General features: G+C 72.1%; 13 protein-coding genes. 3 read left to right on the top strand and 10 right to left on the bottom strand.

Annotation, left to right across the window (positions count from 1 at the left end):
* Positions 1-176: 176 nt before the first annotated feature.
* Genes H958_RS0117195 through H958_RS0117155 form a run of 9 tightly spaced genes read right to left on the bottom strand, consistent with a single transcriptional unit; the run spans position 177 to position 12,161 of the window.
* Positions 177-1,892 carry a hydantoinase B/oxoprolinase family protein gene (locus H958_RS0117195; protein ID WP_037410510.1) on the bottom strand — a complete coding sequence of 572 codons (1,716 nt, stop codon included), beginning with the start codon at positions 1,890-1,892 and terminating at the stop codon, positions 177-179.
* Positions 1,889-2,845, bottom strand: coding sequence for an aminopeptidase (locus tag H958_RS0117190; protein ID WP_028059576.1), 957 nt, complete (start codon positions 2,843-2,845; stop codon positions 1,889-1,891). The genes H958_RS0117195 and H958_RS0117190 overlap by 4 nt, the downstream gene beginning before the upstream one ends.
* On the bottom strand, positions 2,838-3,833 hold the full coding sequence (locus H958_RS38110) for an ABC transporter ATP-binding protein (protein ID WP_037410509.1): 996 nt from the start codon (positions 3,831-3,833) through the stop codon (positions 2,838-2,840). The genes H958_RS0117190 and H958_RS38110 overlap by 8 nt, the downstream gene beginning before the upstream one ends.
* Positions 3,830-4,840: an ABC transporter ATP-binding protein gene (locus H958_RS38105; RefSeq protein WP_051324421.1), complete on the bottom strand. Its 1,011-nt coding sequence runs from the start codon at positions 4,838-4,840 to the stop codon at positions 3,830-3,832. Before H958_RS38105 ends, H958_RS38110 begins: the two co-directional genes overlap by 4 nt.
* Positions 4,837-5,856, bottom strand: a complete 1,020-nt coding sequence (locus tag H958_RS0117175) for an ABC transporter permease (protein WP_028059575.1) — start codon at positions 5,854-5,856, stop codon at positions 4,837-4,839. The genes H958_RS38105 and H958_RS0117175 overlap by 4 nt, the downstream gene beginning before the upstream one ends.
* The gene (locus tag H958_RS0117170) at positions 5,853-6,764 is read right to left on the bottom strand and encodes an ABC transporter permease (protein ID WP_196807405.1); all 912 of its coding nucleotides are present in this window, start codon (positions 6,762-6,764) and stop codon (positions 5,853-5,855) included. Before H958_RS0117170 ends, H958_RS0117175 begins: the two co-directional genes overlap by 4 nt.
* Positions 6,761-8,500, bottom strand: a complete 1,740-nt coding sequence (locus H958_RS0117165) for a hydantoinase B/oxoprolinase family protein (RefSeq protein ID WP_028059573.1) — start codon at positions 8,498-8,500, stop codon at positions 6,761-6,763. Before H958_RS0117165 ends, H958_RS0117170 begins: the two co-directional genes overlap by 4 nt.
* A complete protein-coding gene (locus H958_RS0117160) occupies positions 8,497-10,545 on the bottom strand; it encodes a hydantoinase/oxoprolinase family protein (protein WP_028059572.1) in 2,049 nt (682 codons plus the stop codon). Before H958_RS0117160 ends, H958_RS0117165 begins: the two co-directional genes overlap by 4 nt.
* A gap of 23 nt (positions 10,546-10,568) precedes the next feature.
* The gene (locus H958_RS0117155) at positions 10,569-12,161 is read right to left on the bottom strand and encodes an ABC transporter substrate-binding protein (protein ID WP_051324420.1); all 1,593 of its coding nucleotides are present in this window, start codon (positions 12,159-12,161) and stop codon (positions 10,569-10,571) included.
* Positions 12,162-12,375: 214 nt separating this feature from the next.
* Here H958_RS0117155 and H958_RS38100 point away from each other — a divergent pair, with 214 nt between their 5' ends.
* A complete protein-coding gene (locus H958_RS38100) occupies positions 12,376-13,350 on the top strand; it encodes an ornithine cyclodeaminase family protein (RefSeq protein WP_156028033.1) in 975 nt (324 codons plus the stop codon).
* Position 13,351: 1 nt separating this feature from the next.
* Here the strand turns inward: H958_RS38100 and H958_RS0117145 are convergent, their stop codons facing one another.
* Positions 13,352-14,020 carry a GntR family transcriptional regulator gene (locus H958_RS0117145; protein WP_028059570.1) on the bottom strand — a complete coding sequence of 223 codons (669 nt, stop codon included), beginning with the start codon at positions 14,018-14,020 and terminating at the stop codon, positions 13,352-13,354.
* Between the two features lie 347 nt (positions 14,021-14,367).
* Between H958_RS0117145 and H958_RS38095 the strand changes: the two genes are divergently transcribed.
* Together H958_RS38095 and H958_RS0117135 are read left to right on the top strand one after the other, a co-directional pair.
* Positions 14,368-19,275 carry an AAA family ATPase gene (locus H958_RS38095; protein WP_231379280.1) on the top strand — a complete coding sequence of 1,636 codons (4,908 nt, stop codon included), beginning with the start codon at positions 14,368-14,370 and terminating at the stop codon, positions 19,273-19,275.
* 538 nt (positions 19,276-19,813) lie between these two features.
* The gene (locus tag H958_RS0117135; RefSeq protein ID WP_028059569.1) at positions 19,814-22,957 is read left to right on the top strand and encodes a fibronectin type III domain-containing protein; all 3,144 of its coding nucleotides are present in this window, start codon (positions 19,814-19,816) and stop codon (positions 22,955-22,957) included.
* Positions 22,958-23,054 lie beyond the last annotated feature (97 nt).

Below are 23,054 nucleotides of genomic sequence, written 5' to 3'. Positions count from 1 at the left end.
GCGCTCGAACTCGACGCCGCGGCCGGCCAGCTCCGCGACCGCCGCGTGGTCCATGCCGACTTCGCGGCGGCGGCCGCCCTTGCCGCGGCGGACAAGCCCGGAGTGGTGATGGCGCAGGCGCCGCCGGGCCGCAGCGCCAGGCTCACGGCCGAGGCCCTCGGCCCGGCCTCGCCTGCTCAGAACGCGTGCGGGTAGTCCTCCCGCGCCCGCCGCTCGGTCACATAGCCCTCGCGCAGGTCGGCGCGCACCGCGGCCGGCGGCCGCTCGGCGGCCGGGCCGTGACCGCCGCCGCCGCCGGTCTGGAGGTCGAGCACGGCGCCCGCGGGCACGCGGACGCGCGTCGCCTTGGCGAGCGGTCGTCTCATGCCGTCCGGCAACTCGAGCCGGGCGCGATTGGACCGGCCTTCGCCGCCCCCGGCGAGCGCCGACGGCGCCGAGCGCGTGCGCTCGATCACCGCGGTCAGCCACATGTCCTCCAGCGCGCGGACGCGGTAGTGGACGCCGAGCCCGCCGCGCCGCCGGCCCGCGCCGCCGGAGTCGGGGATCAACTCGGTGCGCTCCAGCAGCCACGGGTTCTTCGTCTCCCACACCTCGGCCGGCGTCACCCGGGTGGCCGACTCGGAGATGTGCATGAGGGCGCTCGCGCCGTCGCCGCCGGCGTGCGCACCCTGGCCGACTGGGTGCGGAGAGCCGTCAGCCCAGGGGCGGCCGTCCGCGCGCTCGCCCCACCATACGAGCGAGCAGATGTCGCCGCCGCTGCCGGCCGGGACGGCATCCGGGAGCGCGCGCCCGACCGCGAGCAGCACCGTCTCGAGCGCTTGGAACGACGCCCAGCCGCCGATGAACGAGGGCGCGGGCCGCTGTGGGTGGAACAGCGTCCCGGGGCGGGTGATGACCTGGATCGGGCGCTGATGTCCTTCGTTCGGCGGCTCGCCGGCGCCCGCCAGCATCCCGACGGCGACGCGGCTGATCGCGACGGTCTTCGGGAGCGTGCAGTTGACAGGACCCGGACGCTGCTCGGGAGCGTTGGAGAAGTCGACCGTCAGGTCGGATCCGTCGACCGTGACGGCGATCTCGAACGTGACCGGGTCGGCCGAGACGCCGTCGTCGTCGAGCTGCCCGCAGGCGCGGTAGACACCGTCCGGCAGCCGCTCGAAGTAGCTGCGTACCACCGCCTCGCCGTGGTCGAAGATCCGCTCGACGGCGGCCCGGAACGTGGGCAGCGCATGCTGCCGCACGACCGCGAGCAGCGCCTTGACGCCGGTCGCGACGCCGACGAGCTCGGCGTTCACGTCACCGGCCACCAGCTGCGGCACGCGGCTGTTGCTGAGGATCATCCGGTAGACGTCGTCGACCAGCTCGCCGCGCCGCACCAGCTTGACGCCAGGGAAGATCGTCCCCTCCTGGAACAGGTCGACGGTGTCGGTCGAGTAGGGCTCCTTGCCCCCCACATCGAGCCAATGTGCCTTGATGGCGGCGTACCCGACCAGCTCGCCGTCGAGGAACGCGGGCGCCACGACGGCGGCGTCCTGCGGATGCGAGCCCGTGCCATACGGGTCGTTGTAGAGCACGACGTCCCCGGGCTCCAGCGCGGCGGCCCCGCCGACCGCCGCGACCGCCGCCTCGACGCAGAAGCTGAGCCGCCCCATGAACATCGGCAAGCTCGGCGCCTGGGCGAGCAGGCGGACCTGGTCGTCATAGAGCGCGACGGCGAAGTCCAGGACCTCGTAGATGATCGGCGAGAATGCGGTCCGCACGAGCGCTCGCTTCATCTGCCCGGCCGCCGAGTTGAGGCCGTGGCGGATGACTTCGGCGACGACTGGATCGACGGCGGCCGCGGAGGCGTCCTGCGCGGGCGCTCCGCCGCGGTGGACGATCGCCTCGCCGATCATCGGTCGCCGATCAGCAGGCGCCCGCCCATCGCGACCGTCACGCCTGCGATCTCGATCGTCGGCTCCCGCAGGATCGCGTCGATGTGCACGGCGGATTGGACGACGCCGCCGATCCCGGCGCTCGATCCGAACGCGACGTGGGCGGTCCCGATGATCTTCTCGTCCTCGAGGACCACGCCGCCCAGCGCGGCGGCCGGGTTGGTGCCGATCCCGAGCTCGGCGACGCTGCGAGCGCCGTCACCGCCCGCGTCGAGCGTCGCCTCCAGCCACGCGCCCGCGGGGCCCGACGCGCTCACGAGCCGGCCGCCTGCGATGCGGACCTCGAGCGGCTCGGACAACAGGCCGTAGCCCGCGACCGATCCGTCGAACACGATCACGCCGTCGCCCTCCACCTCCACGGGCGCGACGTACGCCTCGCCGGCCGGGAGGTTGCCGAATGCGCCCGCCGCGCCCAGGTCGCCGTCGTCGTTGCGGCCGTCGCGGCCGCGGATGCTGAGCGTCACATCCGTGCCCTGCGGGCTGCTGATATGGACGCTGTCAGCCGCCGTGATCAGCTCCGCGATCGCCGCGCCCCGCCGCGTCATCTCGGCGTAGTCGACAGCGATCGCGCGCTCGAAGATCTCGCGCGTCACGGTCGGCAGCGACGCGAAGCGCCCGCCGCGGGCGGTGCCCGCCTGGCGCGCGCGTGTGTGACTGAGCGACGTGTCGGTCGCCGCGAAGCAGGCGTCGGCCCATAGGATCGCCTCCGCGATCTCGGCGGGCGGCTCCTCGCCATGCCGTGCGAGCGTCGGGAACGGCATGATCTCCAGCTCGGCTCCGCGCTCGCTCGCGGCCGCCGCGAGCGCCGCGGCGATCGGCGCCTGCGCGGCGTTGTGGAGGACGGCGACGCGCTCGCCCGCGCGGACGCCGAGACGCTCGACGGCGAGTTCGGCAGCGGCGAACAGCTCAGACATGCGGCAAGACCCCCTGGAGCTCGCCCGGGAAGTGGCACGCCGCCAGCTGGCCCGGGCGATGCTCGGCCAGCGGCGGCTCCTGCTCGGCGCAGATCGCGCGATCGCGCCCAACGGGGCAGCGGTCGCGGAAGCGGCAGCCGCCGGCCTGCGGAGCGAGCGGCGTCACGTCGCCGCGCAGCACGACGCGGTCGCGCCGGCGCTCGATCTCGGGGTCCGGGATCGGCACCGCCGAGAGCAGCGACGAGGTGTACGGGTGCAGCGGCTCGCGGAAGATCGCCTCGCTCGAGGCAAGCTCCATCACCGCGCCGCGGTAGAGCACGGCGACGCGGTCGCAGAAGTACTCCGCGACGGCGAGGTCGTGGACGATGAACACGTAGGTCAGGCCCAGCCGCTGCTGCAACTCGCGCAGCAGGTTGAGCACCTGTGCCTGGATCGATACGTCCAGCGCCGAGATCGGCTCGTCGAGGAACACGAGGTCGGGCTCGAGCACGAGCGCGCGGGCGACGCCGATGCGCTGCCGCTGGCCGCCCGAGAACGCATACGGCTTGCGGCCGTGCTGGGCCGGCGGAATGCCCACCAGCTCGAGCATCGCCGACGCCCGCCGCGCGCGCTCGACGCGGTCGCCGATCCCGTGGATCTCGAGCGGCTCCTCCACGATCGCGCGTGCGGTCATACGCGGGTCAAGCGACCCGAGCGGGTCCTGGAAGACGATCTGCACGCGCCGGCGCAGGCGCCGCAGCTCCTGCGTGCCGAGGCCTCGCACGTCGATGCCGTCGAACGCGACCGTCCCCGCGGTCGGCTCGAGCAGCCGCAGGATCGCCCGAGTGAGCGTCGACTTGCCGCAGCCGGACTCGCCGACAACGCCGAACGTCTCGCCGCGGCGGACGGTGAAGGAGACGCCGTCGACCGCGCGCACCGGCGCGTCGCTGCGGCGCCCGGCCGGGAACTCCTTGACCAGGTCGTCGACAACCAGCAATGCGTCCTTCACGAGGCCACCTCCGAGCGCGCGAGCTGTTCTTCGGCGAAGTGGCACTCGGCGCTGCGGCCACCGTCGAACGTCCGAATCGCGGGGGGCTCGCCGATGCACTCCGGTCGTCCTGCGCCGAGCGGGCAGCGCGGCTCGAACGCGCAGCCCGGCGGCAGCTGCGCCAGGTTCGGCGGCGCGCCCTCGATCGCCGGCAGCGGACCGCGCTCGAGCCGGTCCGGGCGCGGCACCGCGCGCAGCAGGGCGTCGGCATAAGGGTGGGCGGGGGCGCGGAACAGCGTGCGTGTATCCGAGCCCTCGACGAGCCGGCCCGCGTACATCACGCGCACGGTGTCGCAGAACTCGGCGACGATCCCGAGGTTGTGCGTGATCAGGACGATCGCCGCACCGCGCTCGGACACGAGCCGGTCGAGCAGCTCGAGCACCTGCGCCTGGGTCGTGACGTCGAGAGCGGTGGTCGGCTCGTCGGCGATCACGAGGTCCGGCCGGTTGGCGAGCGCGCTCGCGATCATGACGCGCTGGCGCATGCCGCCGGAGTACTGGTGCGGGTAGTCGTCGAGCCGGCGCTCGGGCTGCGGCACCTCTACGTCGCGCAGCAGCTCGACGGCGGCGCGCCGCGCCGCGCCGCGCGACACGGACCGGTCATGGCGGCGAATCGTCTCGACGAGCTGGGCGCCGACCGTCTTGACCGGGTCGAGCGCGCTCATAGGGTCCTGATAGACCAGCGAGATCTCCTTGCCGCGGACCGCACGCAGCTCGCGGTCCGGCCGGCCGGCGAGCTCGCGCCCGTTGAGCTTCACCGAGCCCGCGACGACCTCGCCGGGCGGCTCGATCAGCCCGAGGATCGAGAGCGCCATCGCGGACTTGCCGGAGCCCGACTCGCCGACGATCCCGAGTTTCTCCCCGCGGCGCACGTCGAACGACACGCCGCGGACCGCGCGCACGATGCCCGCGGCGGTGTGGAAGACGGTCTCCAGGCCGTCGACCGACAGGACCGATGCCTCGCTCATCGTGCCTCCCGTACGCGCGGGTCGAGCACGCCGTAGAGCACGTCGACCAGCAGGTTGACCACGACATAGGCGCAGGCGCTCAGCAGGATGAACGCCTGCACGACGCTGAAGTCCTGGCGCAGGATCGAGTCCACCACCAGCGAGCCGATGCCTGGCCAGTTGTAGACCTTCTCGACCAGCACGCTGCCGCCGATCATCTGCGCCAGCAGCAGGCCGGCGGCGGTCAGCGTCGGCAGGAAGGCGTTGGGCAGCGCATGCCGCCAGTAGGCGCTCCAGCGGCTCAGGCCCTTGCTGCGCGCGACAATCAGAAACGGCTCGCGACCGACCTCCTGCAGGTTGGCGCGCAGCAGCCGGACGAGCAGCGCGAACGCGCCCAGGCCGAGGCTGATGGCGGGCAGCAACAGGTGCAGGAACCCGTCCCAAAACGCCCGCAGGTTGCCGGCCAGCAGGGCGTCGACCGTGATCATGCCGGTGATCTTGGGCGGCAGCGGTATCCCGTCGGCGATCCGCCCCTCCGGCCCGGGCAGCCAGCCGAGCCACGAGAAGAAGATCACCAGCAGCATCAGACCGAGCCAGAACGGCGGCGTGCCGAGGCCGATGAAGGCGGCGCCGCGGACGATGCCGTCGACGACGGGGCGGCGGCGGTAGGTCGATGCGAGCGCCAGCAGCACGGCCGCCACGAACGCGAACCCGAACGCCCACAGGCCCAGCTCGATGCTGGCCGGCAGGCGGCTGGAGATCTGCGTCGCGACGGGCTGGCCGGCGGTGTACGAGAACCCCCAGTCGCCGGTGAAGAAGTCACGCACGTAATGCCAGTACTGAACCCAGATCGGGTCGTCGAGCCCCATCTGGCGGCGCAGTCCGGCGACCGCGTCGTCGGAGGCCAGGGGGCCGAGCACGAGCCGCGCCGGGTCACCGGGCAGCTTGCGCAGGAACACGAACGCGAGGATCGAGGCGCCGAAGATCGAGACGGCGCCGCCGCCCACGCGCGAGCCGATGAACCGCAGCAGCCTCATGCTCGGTCCCCGGCGCGCGGGTCGAGCACGGCCTGGATGCGGTCCGCCAGGACGTTCGCGGCGGTCACGGCGACGAGGACGCCGAGGCCGGGGAACGCGACGATCCACCACTGCCCGGTGATCGCGTACTGCAGCCCTTCGGTGATCATCGTGCCCCACTCCGCGGTCGGAGATTGCGCGCCGAGCCCGACGAAGCCGAGCGCGGCGAGCGTGAGGATCGAGTAGCCGAACACGCTCGCGCCCTGCACCAGCAGCGTCGGCACGACGTGCGGCAGCACATGGCGACGAACGATCCGGCGGCGGTCCGCGCCAAGCGCGAGCGCCGCCTCGATGAACGGGCGCGAGCGGATGCTCATCGCGTCGCTGCGCAGCAGCCGCGCGTACCACGGGATGGACGTGAGCATGATCCCGACGCCCGCCGACGTGACCCCCACGCCGAGGCCGACCGTCACCGCCATCGCGAGGATCAGCGGCGGGAACGCGAGCACCGCGTCCATCACACGCATCAGCCCGGAGTCGGCCCATCCCCCGAGCACGCCGGCCACGAGGCCGATCAGGCCGCCGATCGCGGCACCCACCACGACGACGAGCGGCGCGACCAGGAGCGACAGCCGCGCGCCGTGGTTGAAGCGCGTGAAGATGTCGCGCCCGCTCGAGTCGGTGCCCATCGGGTGCGCCGCCGACGGCGCCTGCAGCGCCGAGCCGACGTCGACGGCCGCCGGGTCCTTGCTCCACACCAGTGGACCGAGCACCGCGAGCGCGATCAGCACGAGCAGGCACACCGTCGCGACGGCGGCCGCAGGCTCGCCGAACAGCAGCGCCCGCAGGCGCGCGCCGGGGCGCGCGGCGGCGGAGGCGGGCTCGGCCTCCAGCGCCGTGGGGACCGGGGTGGAGGGTGCCGCGGTCACCGGGTGGGCGGGGTTCGATATGCGTGCGGGTACTGCTCCCGCGCGCGCGTCTCGCTCACGTAGCCCTCGCGGACGTCCGCGCGAACCGCCTCGGGATCGCGCTCGGCGGGAGCGCCGTAGCCTCCGCCGCCTCCGCACGTGAGCTCCAGCGTCGCGCCCTTCGGCACCTTGAGCCGGGTCGCCTTGCCGAAGACGGTGCGCGTCCCGTCGGCCTCGCGCAGGGCGCAGGAGTTGGCGATCCCGGCCGGCTCGCCACCCTCGAGGCCCCAGCCCGGGTTCTTGGTGCGCTCGACGACCGCGGTGACGTAGGCGTCCTCGAGCATCTGGAAGTCCATCTGCAGCCCGAGCCCGCCGCGGTGGCGGCCGGCGCCGCCCGAGTCCGGCAGCAACTCGACGCGCTCCAATAGCCAGGGGTTCTTGGTCTCCCACACCTCGGTCGGCGAGAACCGAGTCGCCGACTCCGCGACGTGCAGGAGGCTGTTGGCGCCGTCGCCGCGGACGTGCGCGCCCTGGCCGACCGGATGCGGCGAGCCGTCGGCCCAGGGCTCGCCGGTCTCCTCGCGGTTGCCCCACCAGACCAGCGAGCAGATGTCGCCGCCGCTGCAGGCCGTGACCGCGTCGGGCATTGCCTGCGCGACGGCGTTGTAGATCACCTCCATCGCCTGCATCGCCGGCCAGCCGTAGAGGAAGCAGGGCGAGGGGGAGACGGGATGGAACATCGAGCCCGGGCGGGTGACGACCTCGATCGCGCGGAAGTGGCCCTCGTTCGGCGGCTCGCCGTTGCCGGCGAGCATCGACATCGCGATCCGGCTGGCCGACACGGTCGACGGAATCGGGCAATTGACCGGCCCCTCCTGCGCATCTGGGGCGCGAGAGAAGTCCACGCGCGCCGAGGAGCCGTCGATCTCCAGCACGACCTCGAACGGGATCCGCTCGTCGGTGATGCCGTTGGAGTCCATCTCGCCATGGCCGACGTAGCGGCCGTCGGGCATCTTGTCGAGGTACGCGCGCACGACCGCCTCGCCGTGGTCGTACATGCGCTCGACCGAGGCCCGGAACGTCTCGAGCCCGTGCCGCTCGATCAGCGCGAGGAGCGCCGCGGCGCCGGTGCGGACGCCCACCACTTCGGCATTGAGGTCGCCCGCGACCATCTTCGGCACGCGCGAGTTCGCGAGCGCCATCCGGTAGATGTCGTCGACCAGCTCGCCGCCGCGGTAGAGCTTGACGCCCGGGAAGATCGTGCCCTCCTGGAAGACGTCCACCGTGTCGGTCGAATAGGGCTCCTTGCCGCCGATGTCGAGCCAGTGGCCCTTGATCGCGGTGTAAGCGACGAGCTCGCCGCCGAGGAACACCGGCATCACGACCGCCGCATCCTGCGGATGCGAGCCGGTGCCGTAGGGCTCGTTGAACAGGATGATGTCGCCGGGCAGCAGCTTGTCCGTGCCGCCCACGCCGCGCACGGCCGCCTCGACGCAGAAGTTCATCGTGCCCATGAACAGCGGCAGGCTCGGCGCCTGGGCGAGCAGGCGAACCTGGTCGTCGTAGATCGCGACGGCGAAGTCGAGCACCTCGTAGATCACCGGCGAGAACGCGGTGCGCACGAGGGCGCGCTTCATCTGGTTGGCGGCCGAGTTCAGGCCGTGCCGGATGACCTCCGTGGTCACCGGGTCGGCGTCGGCGACGCCGCTGCTCGCGCTGGCTCCGGCGCGGTGGACGACGGTCTCGATCGCGGTCATGCCTGCGCCTCCGCCTTCAGGACGATGGCTCCGGACTCGTGCACGCGGCCGCTGAAGCCGCCGTCGATGTAGGCCGTGGCGGTCTCCTCGAGCAGGATCGCCGGGCCGGCGATGCGCGCGCCGGCCTCGAGGCCGTCGCGCTGGATGACTGCGAAGTCGGTCCACTCGCCGGCGGCGAACGAGTACGCGCGCGTGGTGCCGGCCGGCTCGGCGTCGTGGCCCGCGCCGTTGGAGGACACGACGGTCGGCGCGGAGCGGCGCGGCAGCGGCGTGCGGATCGTCGCCCGCAGCGAGACGATCTCCACCGCCTCGTCCATCCGCAGGCCGAACGTCTGCTCGTATTCGGCCCGGAAGCGCTCGCGCACCTCCTCGGGCGTCGCCGCGACGGCGCCGCGCTCGTCGCCGGCAAGCACGGTCAACGTGTGCTCCTGGCCGACGTAGCGCATGTCCAATGCCGTCTCGCGCTGCGAGCCCGCGGAGCCGGCGTGCGCCGCGCGCCGCTCGACCTCGGCGTAGAGCTCGGCCAGCAGCGCGTTGGCATCCGCGAGCCCGTCGGCGGTCAGCGGCGTGATCCGCGTGCGCGCGACGGTCTGGGTCAGGTCGGCCCCGAGCAGGCCCCAGGCCGAGAAGTTGCCGGCGTACGGCGGCAGCAGGATCTCGCCGATCTCCAGCTCGCTTGCCAGCAGCGAGAGGAACAGCGGACCCGCGCCGCCGAACGGCATCAGGACGGCGCTGCGCGGATCGGTGCCCTGCTCGACCGTGATCTCGCGGATCGCGCCGGCCATGTTCGCGTTCGCGATCGTGAGGATCCCGCGCGCGACCTCCTCGGCGCTGAAGCCGAGCGCCGCGGCGAGCGGCGCGACGGCGCGCTCGGCGGCCTCGCGGTCGAGCCGGACCTCGCCGGCCAGCTCGCCGTCCCCGAGCATCCCGAGCAGCAGCGCGGCGTCGGTCACCGTCGGCTCCGTGCCGCCGCGGCCGTAGCAGGCGGGACCGGGCACAGCGCCCGCGCTCCGCGGGCCGACGCGCAGCAGGCCGCCCTGGTCGACGTACGCGATCGAGCCGCCGCCGGCGCCGATCGAGCGCACGTCCACCCACGGCGTCTGCACCGGGAGACCGACGACCTCGCCTTCGTAGAGCGTCGTCGGGCGGCCGTCGGTTATCAGGCACGTGTCGAAGCTCGTGCCGCCGACATCGGCAGTGATCACGTATTTGTAGCCGAACGCGGTCGCGACCTCCGAGGCGCCCTCGGCACCGGCCACGGGCCCGGACATGATCGTCTCGAACGGCCGCTCGGCGGCCTCTGCGAACGTGAACGCGCCGCCGCCTGAGCGGGTCACCAGCGACGCGCCGCCGAAGCCGCGGTCGGCGAGGGCGTCGCCGAGCCGGCCGAGGTAGTTCGCCATCCGCCCGCGCACGAACGCGTCGATCACCGTCGTGGTCGTGCGCTCGTACTCGCGGTACTCGCCGCTGACCTGGTGCGAGAGCGAGATCTCGCCCTCGAAGCCGGCCTCGCGCAGCGCCTGCGCGGCCGCCAGCTCATGCTCATCGTTGGCGTACGCGTGCAGGAACGCGATCGCCACGGCGGTGCAGCCCTCGGCCTTGAAGGTCGCGGCCGCGGCGCGCACGTCGTCGAGCACGATCGGCGTGTGCACCGCTCCGGTCGCATACAGGCGCTCGCGCACCGGGACGCGCAGCCGTCGCGGGACCAGCGGCTCCGGCTGGCGCCAGAACAGGTCGTACATCTCCGCGCGATCGCCGCGGCGGATCTCCAGTACGTCGCGGAAGCCCTCGGTGGCGAGCAGCCCGACGACGGCCCCGCGCCGCTCGAGCAGCGCGTTGAGACCGACCGTGGTGCCGTGCAGGAAGAACTCCGCCTGTGACAGGCGCTCCGCGGGCACGCCCGCCGCGATCGCGTGCAGGATGCCCTGCTCCGGCGAGGCGGGGGTGGTCGGCGCCTTCGCCACGCGCGTCTCGCCGGACGCCTCGTCATAGAAGATCAGGTCCGTGAACGTGCCGCCCACGTCCACGCCGAGTCGTGTGGTCATCGAATCTCCGGGTCGTCGCTTGCTTACTTCGACCAGGTCCGGAAGTCCGGCTCGTGCGAGTAGAAGAAGGACTTCACTCGCTTCGAGAGCACGGTGACGTTCTTGTCGGCGTAGACCTGGATCTTCGGGAAGTCGGCCAGCCAGAGCTTGCTGATCTGGTCGTAGAGCTGCTTGCGCTTGGCCGCGTCAGTCTCGTTGCGCGCCCGCGCCGCGAGCTTGTCGGCTTCGGGGATGCAGACCTCGGAGAGGTTGAAGCCGACCTTGCACAGCATGTCGTAGCCGAGGTAGTAGCCGGCGTCGATCACACCGGGGCCGTCGAGGCGGACGTAGGACTGGTACTTGTGCTGCTGCAGGCCGCTGATGTACTCGCTGGCCGGCAGGTTGCGGATCTTCACGTCGACGCCGAGCTTGCGCCACTCGCCCTGCGCGATGGTCGCGATCTGCTGATCGGCGCTGTTGCCTTCCTGCACGACCATCTGGATCGTCACCGGCGTCTTGACGCCCGACTGGGCGATCAGCTGCTTCGCCTTCGCCGGATCGGTCTGCGGCGGGCCGCCGATCGACGGGTCGTAGTCGGGGAAGACCGGCTGCAGCGGACCCGAGAACAGGCGTCCGTAGCCGAACGCGGCCTTGTCGACGATCTGCTGGTAAGGAAGCGCGAGCGTGAGCGCCTCGCGGAAGTCGCGGTTGTTGAACGGTGCCTTGGTGTTCGGCAGGCCGATCTGCTCCGACAGCGGCGTGTCGTTGGCGACCACGCGCACATTGCCGGCGCCCTCGAGGCTCTTGGCGCTCTGCTTCGAGAGCCCGATCGTGATGTCCGCGTCGCCCGACTTCGCCTGCAGCAGAAGCGTCGGGTCCGAGTTGACGAAGTCGATCCGGATCGTCTTGGACGCCGGCTTCCCCGGCCCCACGTAATCGGGGTTGGCCGTCAGCACGATGCTCTTGTTCGGCTCGTAGGACTCGACCACGTACGCGCCCGCGCCCGCGGCGTGGCCCGCCATGTACTGGTTGACGCTGTCCTTCTTGACGCCGCCGTGGGCCTCGACGACCGAGGGATCGACGATCGACGCGGCTGGCTGCGCCCACGCCTGCAGGGCGTTGTGATCGGCCTGGCTGAGCTTGAACACGACCGTCGTCGGGTCCTTGGCCTCGATCGACTTGATCAGCGGCGGATCGAGCAGTCCGTCGTGCAGGAAGTAGCCGCCGCAGCCGTTCATCGTCAGCGTGCGCTCGAACGAGTACTTGACGGCATTGGCGTCAACCGGCTTGCCGCTGGGGAACTTCGCGCCGGGGCGCAGCTTGAACGTATACGTCTTGCCGGCGTCGCCGATCGTCCACGACTCCGCGGCGTAGGGCTTGATCGCGGCGGGGTCGACCTCGGTCGTCCCGTCCGGGCCTGGCTTGCTGCCGTACTGCGTCAGCCGGCTGTAAAGGTTGCCGATGATCGAGAGATCGTTCACACCGCACCCGGACGCGGGATCGAGCGTCCCGGGCGCGACCGCCATGTTGACCTTCAGCGGCGAGCCGTCGCCGCCCTGGGCCGACGAGCTGCCGGAACCCGAGCCGCTCGCCCCGGAGCCACCGTTGTAGGAGCCTCCGCAGGCTGCGAGGCCCAACCCGACAGCGGCCGTGGCAGCCGCCAGGCTCGCTCGATTCGACAACCGCATTCCCATCCTCCGTCGCTCGCGGGCTGACGCCCCGTGCTCGTCGCGGCGATGACCGTCGCCGCATTGACGGCGTAAGGTGTACCATATTACCCATGATGTTGTCTGCTAGCGACACGGGGTCGAAGCGCTCGCCCCATCTGGTCGTCCCGCCGGCGGGCGGCGAGTGAGGGGCGCGGATCAGGGCGGCGTCCCCCGCTTCATCGGCGCTGAGCAGCTGTCCGCGGCGCTGTCGTGGATCGAGGCCGTCGATGCGCTGGAGGAGGCCTTCCTCGCCGAGTCGGCCCCTGGGCCCGCGCGCGCGCACCTCGCGGTGCCCGGCGGTGAGCTGCTGCTGATGCCCGCCGCCGGGGGCGAGGGGGTAGGCGTCAAGCTCGTCACCCTCGCGCCCGGCAACGCCGAGCTCGGGCTGCCGTTCATCCACGGGGTCTACGTGCTCTTCGCGCCTGGCACGCTCGCGGCGGCGGCCGTCATCGACGGCGCCGCGCTGACCGCCGTGCGGACCGCCGCCGTGTCGGCGCTCGCGACCCGCCGGCTCGCCCGCGCCGACGCGCGCCGGCTCGTCGTCTTCGGCGCCGGGACGCAGGCTCGCGCCCACGTCGCCGCGATGCGGTCCGTGCGGCCGATCGAGCACGTCGCGATCGTCGGACGCGACCCCGCCCGCGCCGCGGCGCTCGTCGCGGAGCTGGCCGGCGACGGCCTCGACGCGGTCGCGGCCGGCCCGGAGGCGGTCGCCGCAGCCGACGTCGTCTGCACCTGCACGACCAGCCGCGAGCCGCTCTTTGCCGCCTCGCGGCTACCGGCCGGGGTGCACGTCAACGCGATCGGCGCCTACCGGCCCGACATGCGCGAGCTGCCGCCGGAGGCGCTCCTGCGCGGGCTGCTCGTCGTGGAGACGCGCGAGTCCGCGCTGCTGGAGGCGGGTGACGTCCTGCTGGCGATCGCCGACGGCGCGCTGACCGAGGACGCCGTGCGCCACGAGCTCGCCGGGGTCGTGCGCGGCACGGTCGGCCGCGCCGGACCCGACCAGGTGACGGTGTTCAAGTCGGTCGGGCTCGCGCTCGAGGACCTGGCGGTCGCGGCGGCTGCGGCGCGCCGGCTCGGGGTCGCGCCCGCTGGGCGGCCCGCGCCGGTCGGTTGACTCAGGGCACGGTGGTCGCGTCAGCTTCGGCACGTCCGGCCCAGATCCCGCGCGTGTGGATCAGGTGCCGTCGCATCAGTGCCTCCGCCTGGTCGGCGTCGCGCGCCTCGAGCGCGTCGAGGATCTCGCGGTGCTCGGCCGCGGACCTCATCAGGTTCCCCTCGCGCGCGAGCTCGCTGATGCCGGCGATGCGGGTCTGGTCGCGTAACTGCGCGACGAGCCGGACCAGCCGCCCGTTCCCGGTGAGCTCGAGCATCCCGAGGTGAAACGCGCGATCGGCGAGCAGGAACCCCGCGACGTCCGCGTCCGCCGCGGCAGCCTCGATGCGCGTCACGAGCTCTCGCAGGTCGCGCAGCTGCGCATCGGTGGCGCGTTCCACGACGGTGCGCATCGACGGCGCCTCGAGCATGATGCGCAGCGCGCTGATCTCGTCAAGGTCACCCTCATCGGGCGTCAGGATGCGGAACCCGCGGTTCCGGACCGGCTCGACCAGGCCGCCGTTGGCGAGCTCCAGCATCGCCTCGCGAACGGGAGTGGGCGAGACGCCGAGCCGCTCGGCCAGTGTCGCGGACGAGTAGATCTGCCCGGACTCCAGCTCGCCGGCGAGGATGCTGGCGCGGATCACCTGCTGCGCCTGCTCGCGCAGGCTGGTTGGAGTTAGCTGTCGCACAGTAAAATGTTACACCTTCCATCGTACGTCGCGGGCAGCGCCGGCCCGGCAGCTCGCAAAGGTCGGCTTCGTCGCGCAGGACACCCCCGGCGCGACTTGCGAGACGCTCGCCTGCAGGCGAAGCGCAAGCGCGCCAAGGGCCGGGGGCGACCGCTGGCAGGCTGGTGCGGCCGGTGTTAAGGTCGATCGCCGGTGCGGACAGCGGAGAGCCGTGTCCTGCTTTGACCAGCTGGTGGTGAGCTTGTCGGCGAGCAGGCGTATGAGCTCGGTCCGGGCGGGTGTGGAGGTGTCCGGTGGAGATGGGTGAGGTGCCGCCGGGCCGGGATCCGCCCGTTCGGGCTGAAGTGGTGTACGAGAGCGAACGCACGCGTGTGACTCGGGTGTTCCTTGCCGGGCGCACGGTGATCCGCAAGGAGCCGCTGGGGCCGGGCGCCCAACGCGGGTTGCGGCATGAGGTGGCGATGCTGGAGCGGCTGCGCGGTGTGGTGGGGGTCGCGCAGCTGGTGGAGGCGCCGCGGTACCCGGGGTCGATCGTGATGGCGGACGCCAGTGATACGACCCTGGCGGGGGTGGCGAAGCCGTTGGCGGTCGATGAGCTGATCGGGCTGGCGGTGGCGCTGGCTCAGGCGGTGGCGGGGATGCACCGCCGGGGTGTGATGCACCGGGACATCACTCCGGCGAACATCGTGCTCGCCCGCGACGGCGCGCCGTGCCTGGTCGGGTTCGGGTTGGCGACGTCCTTGGGCGAGATCCGCCCCGAGTTCACGCACCACAGCGAGATCATGGGGACGTTGGCGTACGTGGCGCCCGAGCAGACGGGGCGGACCGGCCGCTCGGTCGATCAGCGTGCCGATCTGTACGCGGTGGGCGCGACGTTGTACGAGCTGGCGATGGGCGCGCCGCCGTTCGGTTCCGGCGATGCGTTGCGGCTCACGCATGACCACCTGGCTCGCGTGCCGGTGCCGCCGGCCGAGGCCGACCCGGCGATACCGGCGGCGCTGTCCGAGATCGTCATGCATCTGCTGGAGAAGGAACCGGACAACCGCTACCAGACGGCCGACGGCCTGGTCTACGACCTGGAGCGGTTGCGGGACGCCGACGTGCGTGCGGCCGCTGCGCTGCGGGTCGGCGAGCATGATGTTCCACTGCGGTTGCCGCCGCCGTCGCGGTTGGTGGGCCGTGACGCCGAGGTGGCGGCGCTGGAGGCGGCGTTTGCGGCGGCTTTGTCGGGGACGTGCCGTGGGGTGCTGGTCGGTGGCGCGGCGGGGGTGGGCAAGACGGCGTTGGTCGATGAGCTGCGGCCGGTGGTGACGAGCGCTGATGGCTGGTTCGTGGCCGGCAAGTTCGACCAGTACCGGCGGGATCTGGAGTTCGACGCGCTACGTCAGGCGTTGCGCGCGCTGGGCCGGCTGTTGCTGGCTGAGCCGGAGGCTGAGCTGGCCGAGGTCCGCGAGCGGATCTTGGCGGCGGTCGGCGCGAACGCGGCGCTGCTGACCGCGACGGTGCCCGAGCTCGCGGTGCTGCTGGGCGTGCCGCCTGATGCGGGCGATCCGCTGACTGCACAGGCTCGGACGCAGCGAGCGGCTTTGCAGGTGCTGCGGGCGGTCGCGTCGCGGAAACGGCCGCTGATCGTGTTCGTCGATGACCTGCAGTGGGCGGGGCGTACGCCGCTCGGTGCCGTCGACCTGGTCCTGAGCGAGGGGCCGGTCGACGGGCTGCTGCTGGTGGGCGCGTACCGTGACGGCGACGTGGACGATCAGCTGGCGGCCCGGCTGTCGCGCTGGCGTGATCAGGCCGGAGTGCGGCACCTCCGGCTGCCCAACCTGCCGGCGCCGAGTCTCGTCGCGATGGTGGCCGAGATGCTGCACGCGGACCGGGCCACGACGGCGGGCTTGGTCGAGGTGATCGAACCGCGTACGCGCGGCAATCCGTACGAGACGGTGGAGCTGCTCGACGGGCTGCGCCGCGACGGCGTGTTGGCGGCGACCACGGACGGGTGGCGGTGGGAGGCGGCGGCAGTGCGCGCGCATCTGGGCCAGTCCGAGGTCCCCGGGCCGGCGGCCGGGCGGCTCGAGGTGATGCCGGTGGCGTCGCGGCAGATGATGGAGGCGATGGCGTGTCTGGGCGGGCGAGCCGAGCTTGGGCTGCTGCTGGCCGCGACCGGCGAGCCCGCGGACGTGGTGGAGCAGCGGCTGGCGCCCGCCCTCGACGAGGGCCTGCTGGTGGCAGAGCCCGGGGCGCATCCGGCGGTGCGGTTCCGCCACGACCGGATCCGCGAGGCGATCCTGGGCCGGCTGGACGAGCCGGGTCGACGCCGGTTGCAGCTGACGCTGGCGCGGCGGCTGGCCCGGGTGCCGGAGCTGTTCGCGGTCGCGGCCGAGCAGTACCTGCCGGTGGCCGGCGCGGTCGGCGACCCGGACGAGCGGCGGGTGGTGGTGGGGCTGCTGCGGCGCGCCGCCGACCCGGCGGCGCTGATCGGCGACCACGCGTTGGTGAACACGCTGCTGGCGGCCGCACTCCGGCTGGTCGAGCCGGCCGAGGCTGCCACGGTGGTCGACCTGCGCACCGGCCGCCACGCCGCCCTGTTCAGCCTTGCGCGCCTGGAGGAGGCGGACGAGGAGTACCGCGCCATCGAGGGGCTATGTCCCACCGCGGTGGGCCGCGCGGACGCGACGGCGGTGCAGGTGCGCAGCCTGAGCCACCGGACCCGTTTCGCGGAGGCGCTCGCGCTGGGCCTCGAGTCGCTGCGCGAGTGCGGCATCACCGTCCCGGCCGCCGATGGGTTCCCCCGCGAGCTCGATCGCGGGTTCGACCGCCTGCACCGGTGGCTGGACCGCACCGACGCTGCCGGCGATCTGACCCGCCCCGAGCTCACCGAGCCGACGCTGCTGGCCAGGACCCGTCTGATCGATGCCGTCCTCCCGGTCGCCTACTTCGTCGCCGACCCCGCCTTGATCGCCTGGCTGGCCCTGGAGGCGCTGCGGATCTGGATCGAGCACGGCCCGGGCCCCACCCTGGTCGGCCCGGCCGGCCACGCCGCCTACCACGCTGGGCCGCAGCGCGGCGAGTACGCCGCCGGGTACCGAGGGTTGCGGCGGATCGTGGCGCTGGGCGAGGCCCGCGGCTACGAGCCGGGCACCTCGCAGGCGCGCCACATGCTCGCCGCCATCACCTGCTGGTTCGAGCCGATCGAGAACGGTGTCCACGCGGCTCAGCGGGCCCGGGAAGGGCTGATCGCGGGGGACGATCTGGCCTACGCCGGCTACACCTACCAACTCGCCGTGCCTTACCTGGCGGACTGCGCGCCATCGCTGGAGAGCTTCGTCGCCGAGGTCGACGGGGGGATGGGCTTCTTGCGCCGGACCGGCAACGAGCAGACCGGGCAGTGGCTCGAGGGCTACGAATGGCTGGCCCGCGTGCTGCAGGGCGAAAGCTCCGCCGCGGCGACCGAGGCCATCCCCATCGAACGGTATGCCGGCAACCCGCTTCCGCTGCTCTACGCGCATCTCTGCCACGCCCTCGCCGGCGCCATCTTCGATGACCCGGTCGGCCTGGCACAGCACAGTGCGGCGGCGATGCCGCTGCTCCCCGCTGCCGCCGGCTCCTACGCCACCGCTGTGGCCCACTTGCTGCGTGGGCTGGTCCTCGCCGCGCAGGCCCGCGCCACGGACGGCGACGAGCGCGGCGATCTGGTGTCCGAGCTGGACGAGGTGACGCGCTGGCTGGCCGATCGCGCCGCGAATGCGCCGGCGAACTTCCTGCACCTGCTGCGGCTGCTGGAGGCGGAGCGGGCCTGGGCGGTCGGCGACTTCCGCGCCGCCGTGCTCGCCTTCGACGCCGCGCGGCGCGAGGTGGCTGACCGTCAGCGGCCGTGGCATCGCGCCCTGATCGCCGAACGCGCGGCCCGCTTCTACCTGGCCCACGGCGTCGAACAGGTCGGCTACGACCTTCTCGCCCAGGCCCGCCGGGACTACCTCGCGTGGGGCGCAACCGCGAAGGTCGCCCGGCTGGACTGGGCTTACCCGACCCTGCGGCCGCGGGCAGACGCGATCACCGGCCGTGGGGGCGAGGAGCCGGGGGATCTCGCCCGACGCCGCGGCGCGGTCAGCAGCGGGACGATCGACCTGCTGGGGATCGTGTCCGCGTCGCAGGCGCTCAGCTCGGAGACCAGCATCGAACGGCTGCGCGCGCGCGTGGTCGAGGTGCTCGGCGCGCTGACCGGCGCGACCGGCGTCCACCTGCTGCTGTGGAGCGACGAGCGGCGAGACTGGCTGCTGCCCGCACCCGACGGCGGCGGCGTCATCGCAGTCGACGGCACCGCCCACGAAGCCGCGGTCCCGATGTCGGTGCTGCGATACATGCAGCGGGTTGGTGAGCCGCTGGTCGTGGGGGACGCCGGCCGCGACGACCGCTTCGCCCGCGATCCGTACTTCACGGACGTCGGCTCCTGCTCGCTGCTGGCCGTACCCGTCTTCAGTCGCGGCACGCTGCGGGCGGCGCTGGTGCTGGAGAACCGCCTCATCCGCGGCGCGTTCTCCGCCGAGCGGCTCGACGCGGTCAAGCTGATCGCCGGCCAACTCGCCGTCTCGCTCGACAACGCCCAGCTCTACGCCGAGCTCGCGGCGTCGCGCGCGCGCATCGTCACCGCCGCCGACCAGGCGCGCCGGCGCATCGGCCGGGACCTGCACGACGGCGCCCAACAGCGGCTCGTCCATACGATCATCACGCTCAAGCTCGCCCGGCAGGCGCTCGGCGACCAGGGCGGGCAGGTCGCCGAGCTCGTCGACGAGGCGCTCGGGAACGCCCAGCGCGCCATCGACGAGACGCGCGAGCTGGCGCGCGGCATCCATCCGAGGAACCTGTCGTCAGGCGGTCTCGGCCCGGCGCTCAAGACGATCGCCGGCCATTCCGCGATCCCCGTGACGCTTGACCTACGGACCGACGCCCGCCTGCCCGAGCACGTCGAGGTGACCGCCTACTACGTCGTCTCCGAAGCGCTCACCAACGCGGCCAAGCACTCCAACGCCTCCGCCGTGCAAGTCACGCTCGACACCACCGACGGCAACCTGCGGCTCTCGATCAGCGACGACGGCGTCGGCGGCGTAGACCCGGCGCGCGGCTCCGGCCTGATCGGCCTCACAGACCGCGTCGAGGCCCTTGGCGGAACACTAACGGTCCAAAGCCGCCCCGGCCGGGGCACACGCGTCATCGCCGAGGTCCCGGTCAACGCCGACAGACCCACGAGCTCCAGCTAGCAGGCTGCCGCTTCGAAGGCAGATGCAGAAGCGCCCCGCCGCGCTGGCTCTCGTGACGCGCCGCGGACCGATGCGCGTGCGGTCGGCGCGGCCGGCAGGGCGCTCATGTTCAGTGCCCGGCTCTGCTCAGAATCTCGTGGAGAAACAGGACGGTAACAATCGCGGTAACGCCGCAGTCACATTCCGTGCGGGGCTGGTGGATTGAATGGCTCGCTGTCGCGCCGGTCGTTCGTCGTCCTCGCGACGCGGATTGAAGATGCTCTCTCTTACTAGCGGCCGCACGTGGGGCTCATCTGCCCGAGGATCGTCCCCAGCGCCGGGGCCGATTCGCTCTGGCGCGGATCGGGGGTCTGGTCCGAGCACCTATTCACGGGCGGGCTCGCCCGTGAGCCTCGCACGGCTGTCCTGCAGCGTCGCTAGCTGAATACGGACCGAAGGGGTCAGCCAGTTGTTCAAGCGCGGTACGCACGAGCGATCGGACGATGATGACGTCCGTGACGATCTCGTTGATCTCGCCGGCGGTGCTGGTGGTGACGGCATGGCGTCTGTCGACGGCGCCGATGTCGTGGACGAGTCCGATTCGCGGGGCCTGCGCGTCACGCGTCGCAGCGCGCTGATCAGCGGGGCGCTCGGGGTCGGTGGCCTGATGGGCGCGGGGCGGGGCTTGGATGCCGCCGCCGCGCTCGCCGCTACGCCGTCGGCGACCGCGCCGGAGCAGCTGCACCTGGAGTGGGGCGCGGATCCCGCGACCGAGGTGACGGTCTCCTGGAGCGTCCCTGACACGGTGCCGATGGCGGCGCCGATGTTGGCCTATTCGACGTCGCCGATCACGGCTGCGAATCCGGGTTCGGAGGTGTTCTTGCCGGACCCGGAGCCACTGGATCTCAAGGAGCCGCGCACCAGGCCCTGTGTGACGCGCTTCACCGACGGTCAGACCGGGCAGACGACGTACCACTACCACGTTCCGTTGACCGGTCTGAAGCCGGATACGACCTACCACTACGCGGTGACGGACGGCGGTCAAGACCCGACGACCGCCTCTGCGTCCTTCCAGACGGCTCCGACCGGTCGTGCCTCCTTCCGGTTCACGGCGTTTGGCGATCACGGGAACAATCCTCCGTCGCCTTACACGACGGCCGGCGTGGCGAACCCGGGTGATGGCAACGGTGCGCCGCTGTTTCACCTGATGGTGGGCGATCTCGCGTATGCGGACGGCAGCAACCCGCCGCCGGTGTGGCGTAAGTGGCTGACGATGGTCTCCGCGGCCTCCAAGAGCTTCCCCTGGATGCCGGTTCCCGGCAACCATGAGGTCGAGCGTGGCGTCACGAGCCTCAGCGGAACACCACAGACGACCGGCACATCAGGCAGCTACTACAACGGCCCGTACGGCAGTGGCGGCTATTTCTCGCGCTTCCTGCTGCCGGACAACGGTCTGACCAACTGGGACGGAAACAGCCTGCAGGGCAGCTTCTACAGCTTCCATGTCGGCACCGTCCTGTTCATCGGCCTGGCCGGTAACGACGTCATCTGGCAGACCTCGGATTTCAGCCAGACGAAGCCGGCTCAGTACACGGGTGCGTTGAAGGCGGACCCGTCCAACATGCAGCTCGTGCCGGACGACTCGAACGGGACGCCGAACCTCCAGACGCAATGGCTCGAGCACCAGCTCCGGGCAGCCAGGGGGGAGGGCTCCGGGATCGAGATGATCGTGGTCCAGATGCACTTCCCCGCGGCGAGCGTGGACACGGGCAACAGCTGCGACATGGGGGCCCGCACCGCGTGGGGACCGTTGTTCGACAAGTATGAGGTCGACCTGGTCCTGGCGGGGCACAACCACAACTACTGCCGGAGCCTTCCGGTCCGCGGCTATGACCCGCCGTCCGGGGTGACGACCAAGGCGCTCACCAACCCGTTCGGCACGTACGCGGCGGGCGCGACGATCGACACACGTCGCCCGACCGTGACCCAAACCGAGCCGCTCATGCTCAACGGCGAGCAGACGTGGGACACATCGCTGGGAACGGTGCATCTCGTCGTCGGTGGCGGCGGCGCCGGCTCCACCATCGGCGAGACCATCGACCCTGCGACGGGGCTGGTGCAGGCGCACCCGTTCGCAGACGTCTCGAGCAACGCACAGGCTGTGGAGGACGCCCCTTGGCTGGCGTTCTATGACACGGCGAACGCCTACGGCTACGCGGTCTTCGACGTCGATCCGGGTGAGGGTCCGGGTCAGACGTCGATCACGTTCCAGTGGTTCTCGATGCCGAGCACCGGTTCGCCGACGCCGACCACGCCGCTGGAGAAGCTCGTGTTCGCACGCAGGTCGGGGGAGATGACGGCCGGCGTCGCGGCGATCGACGGCACCGTGAGCGTCGGGCGCACCGTCACGGCCGATCCCGGTACGTGGTCGCTGCCGTCGGTGAGCTTGAGCTATCAGTGGCTGCTCGACGGCGCCGCGATCGACGGTGCGACGTCCGAGACCTACACGATCGAGCCCGCTGACATCGGCAAGAGGCTGCAGGTGCAGGTCACCGGGAAGGGGGACGGGTACAAGACGACTGCGGTGACGTCGGCCGAGGCCGTCGTCGCCGGCGGGACGCTGAGCCCGGACGTGGTGACGCTCAGCGGGAGCTTCCAGGTCGGCGGGACGGTCATGGCCGTCGCGACGCCGTGGACGCCGACCGCGACCTTGACGTATGAGTGGCTGCTGAACGGGTCGCCGATCCGCGGGGCGACCGCAACCTCGTACCAGCCGGTCGCCTCGGACGCGGGCCAGGTGCTGGAGATGCAGGTGACGGGGACCGCGACCGGGTATGAGCCGGCGTCGGCGACATCCGTGCCGGTGACCGTCGCCAAGGGCGTCGGCTCGTCCGGTTTCGCGGCGGCCGTCCCGGCGATCTCCGGGACGGCGGTCGTCGGGACCCGCTTGACGGCGTCAGGCACGCCGACGGCCGGCGTCGCGTACCGGTGGCTGCTCGACGGATCGCCGATCGACCGCGCCACGGCCGCGTCGTACACGCCGGTGGCCGCCGATGCCGGCCGGCAGTTGCAGGTCCATCTCACGTCGCCGGCCGTCTCGGTCGTCTCCGAGGCGGTGACCGTGCAGGCGGCGGAGTTTCGCGCCATGCACCCGGAGATCCACGGGACGCCCGCGGTCGGCAAGACGCTCACGGCGATCGCGGGGCGGTGGTCACCCAACCCGGCGTTCACGTATCAGTGGCTGCTCGACGGCAAGCCGATCAGAGGGAAGACCCGCACGACCCTCGTCGTCGCTCGGGCGCATGCCGGGAAGTCGATCAGCGTTCGCGTCACCGCGAAGCGGACCGGGTACGTGACCCGCGAGACGACCTCGGAGGCCGTCGTCGTTCGCAAGGGCGCGTTGAAGGTATCGGCTCCGCGAATCACGGGCCAGGCGCGGGTCGGAGAGTTGCTGCACGTCGTGCACGGCGCATGGGAGCCGAGGCCGGGGTTCAGCTACCGCTGGTATGTCGGCGGCCGTCCCGCGAAGCCCGAGACCGATTCCTCCAAGCTCCGCCGGCAGGAGCGCGGCGTGACCGGCGTCGCCTACAAGGTCCGCCGGCAGGACCGTGGCAAGCGCATCACCGTGCAGGTGACCGGTCGCGCGCCCGGCTACGAGACCGTCGTGAAGACCTCCGCCGCGACCGCCCCGGTCCGGGCCTGACAACTTCCCACTCCGCAGGAGAACCGCACATGAGAACCGTTGCCCTTTTGGGCTCACGCGCGGCTGCGCTCGTCGTCGTCGGCGCGCTCGCTGTCTT

The sequence above is a fragment of the Candidatus Solirubrobacter pratensis genome, from assembly GCF_000425945.1.
GTDB lineage: Bacteria > Actinomycetota > Thermoleophilia > Solirubrobacterales > Solirubrobacteraceae > Solirubrobacter > Solirubrobacter pratensis.
This window is presented reverse-complemented; position numbering and strand designations above follow the sequence as displayed.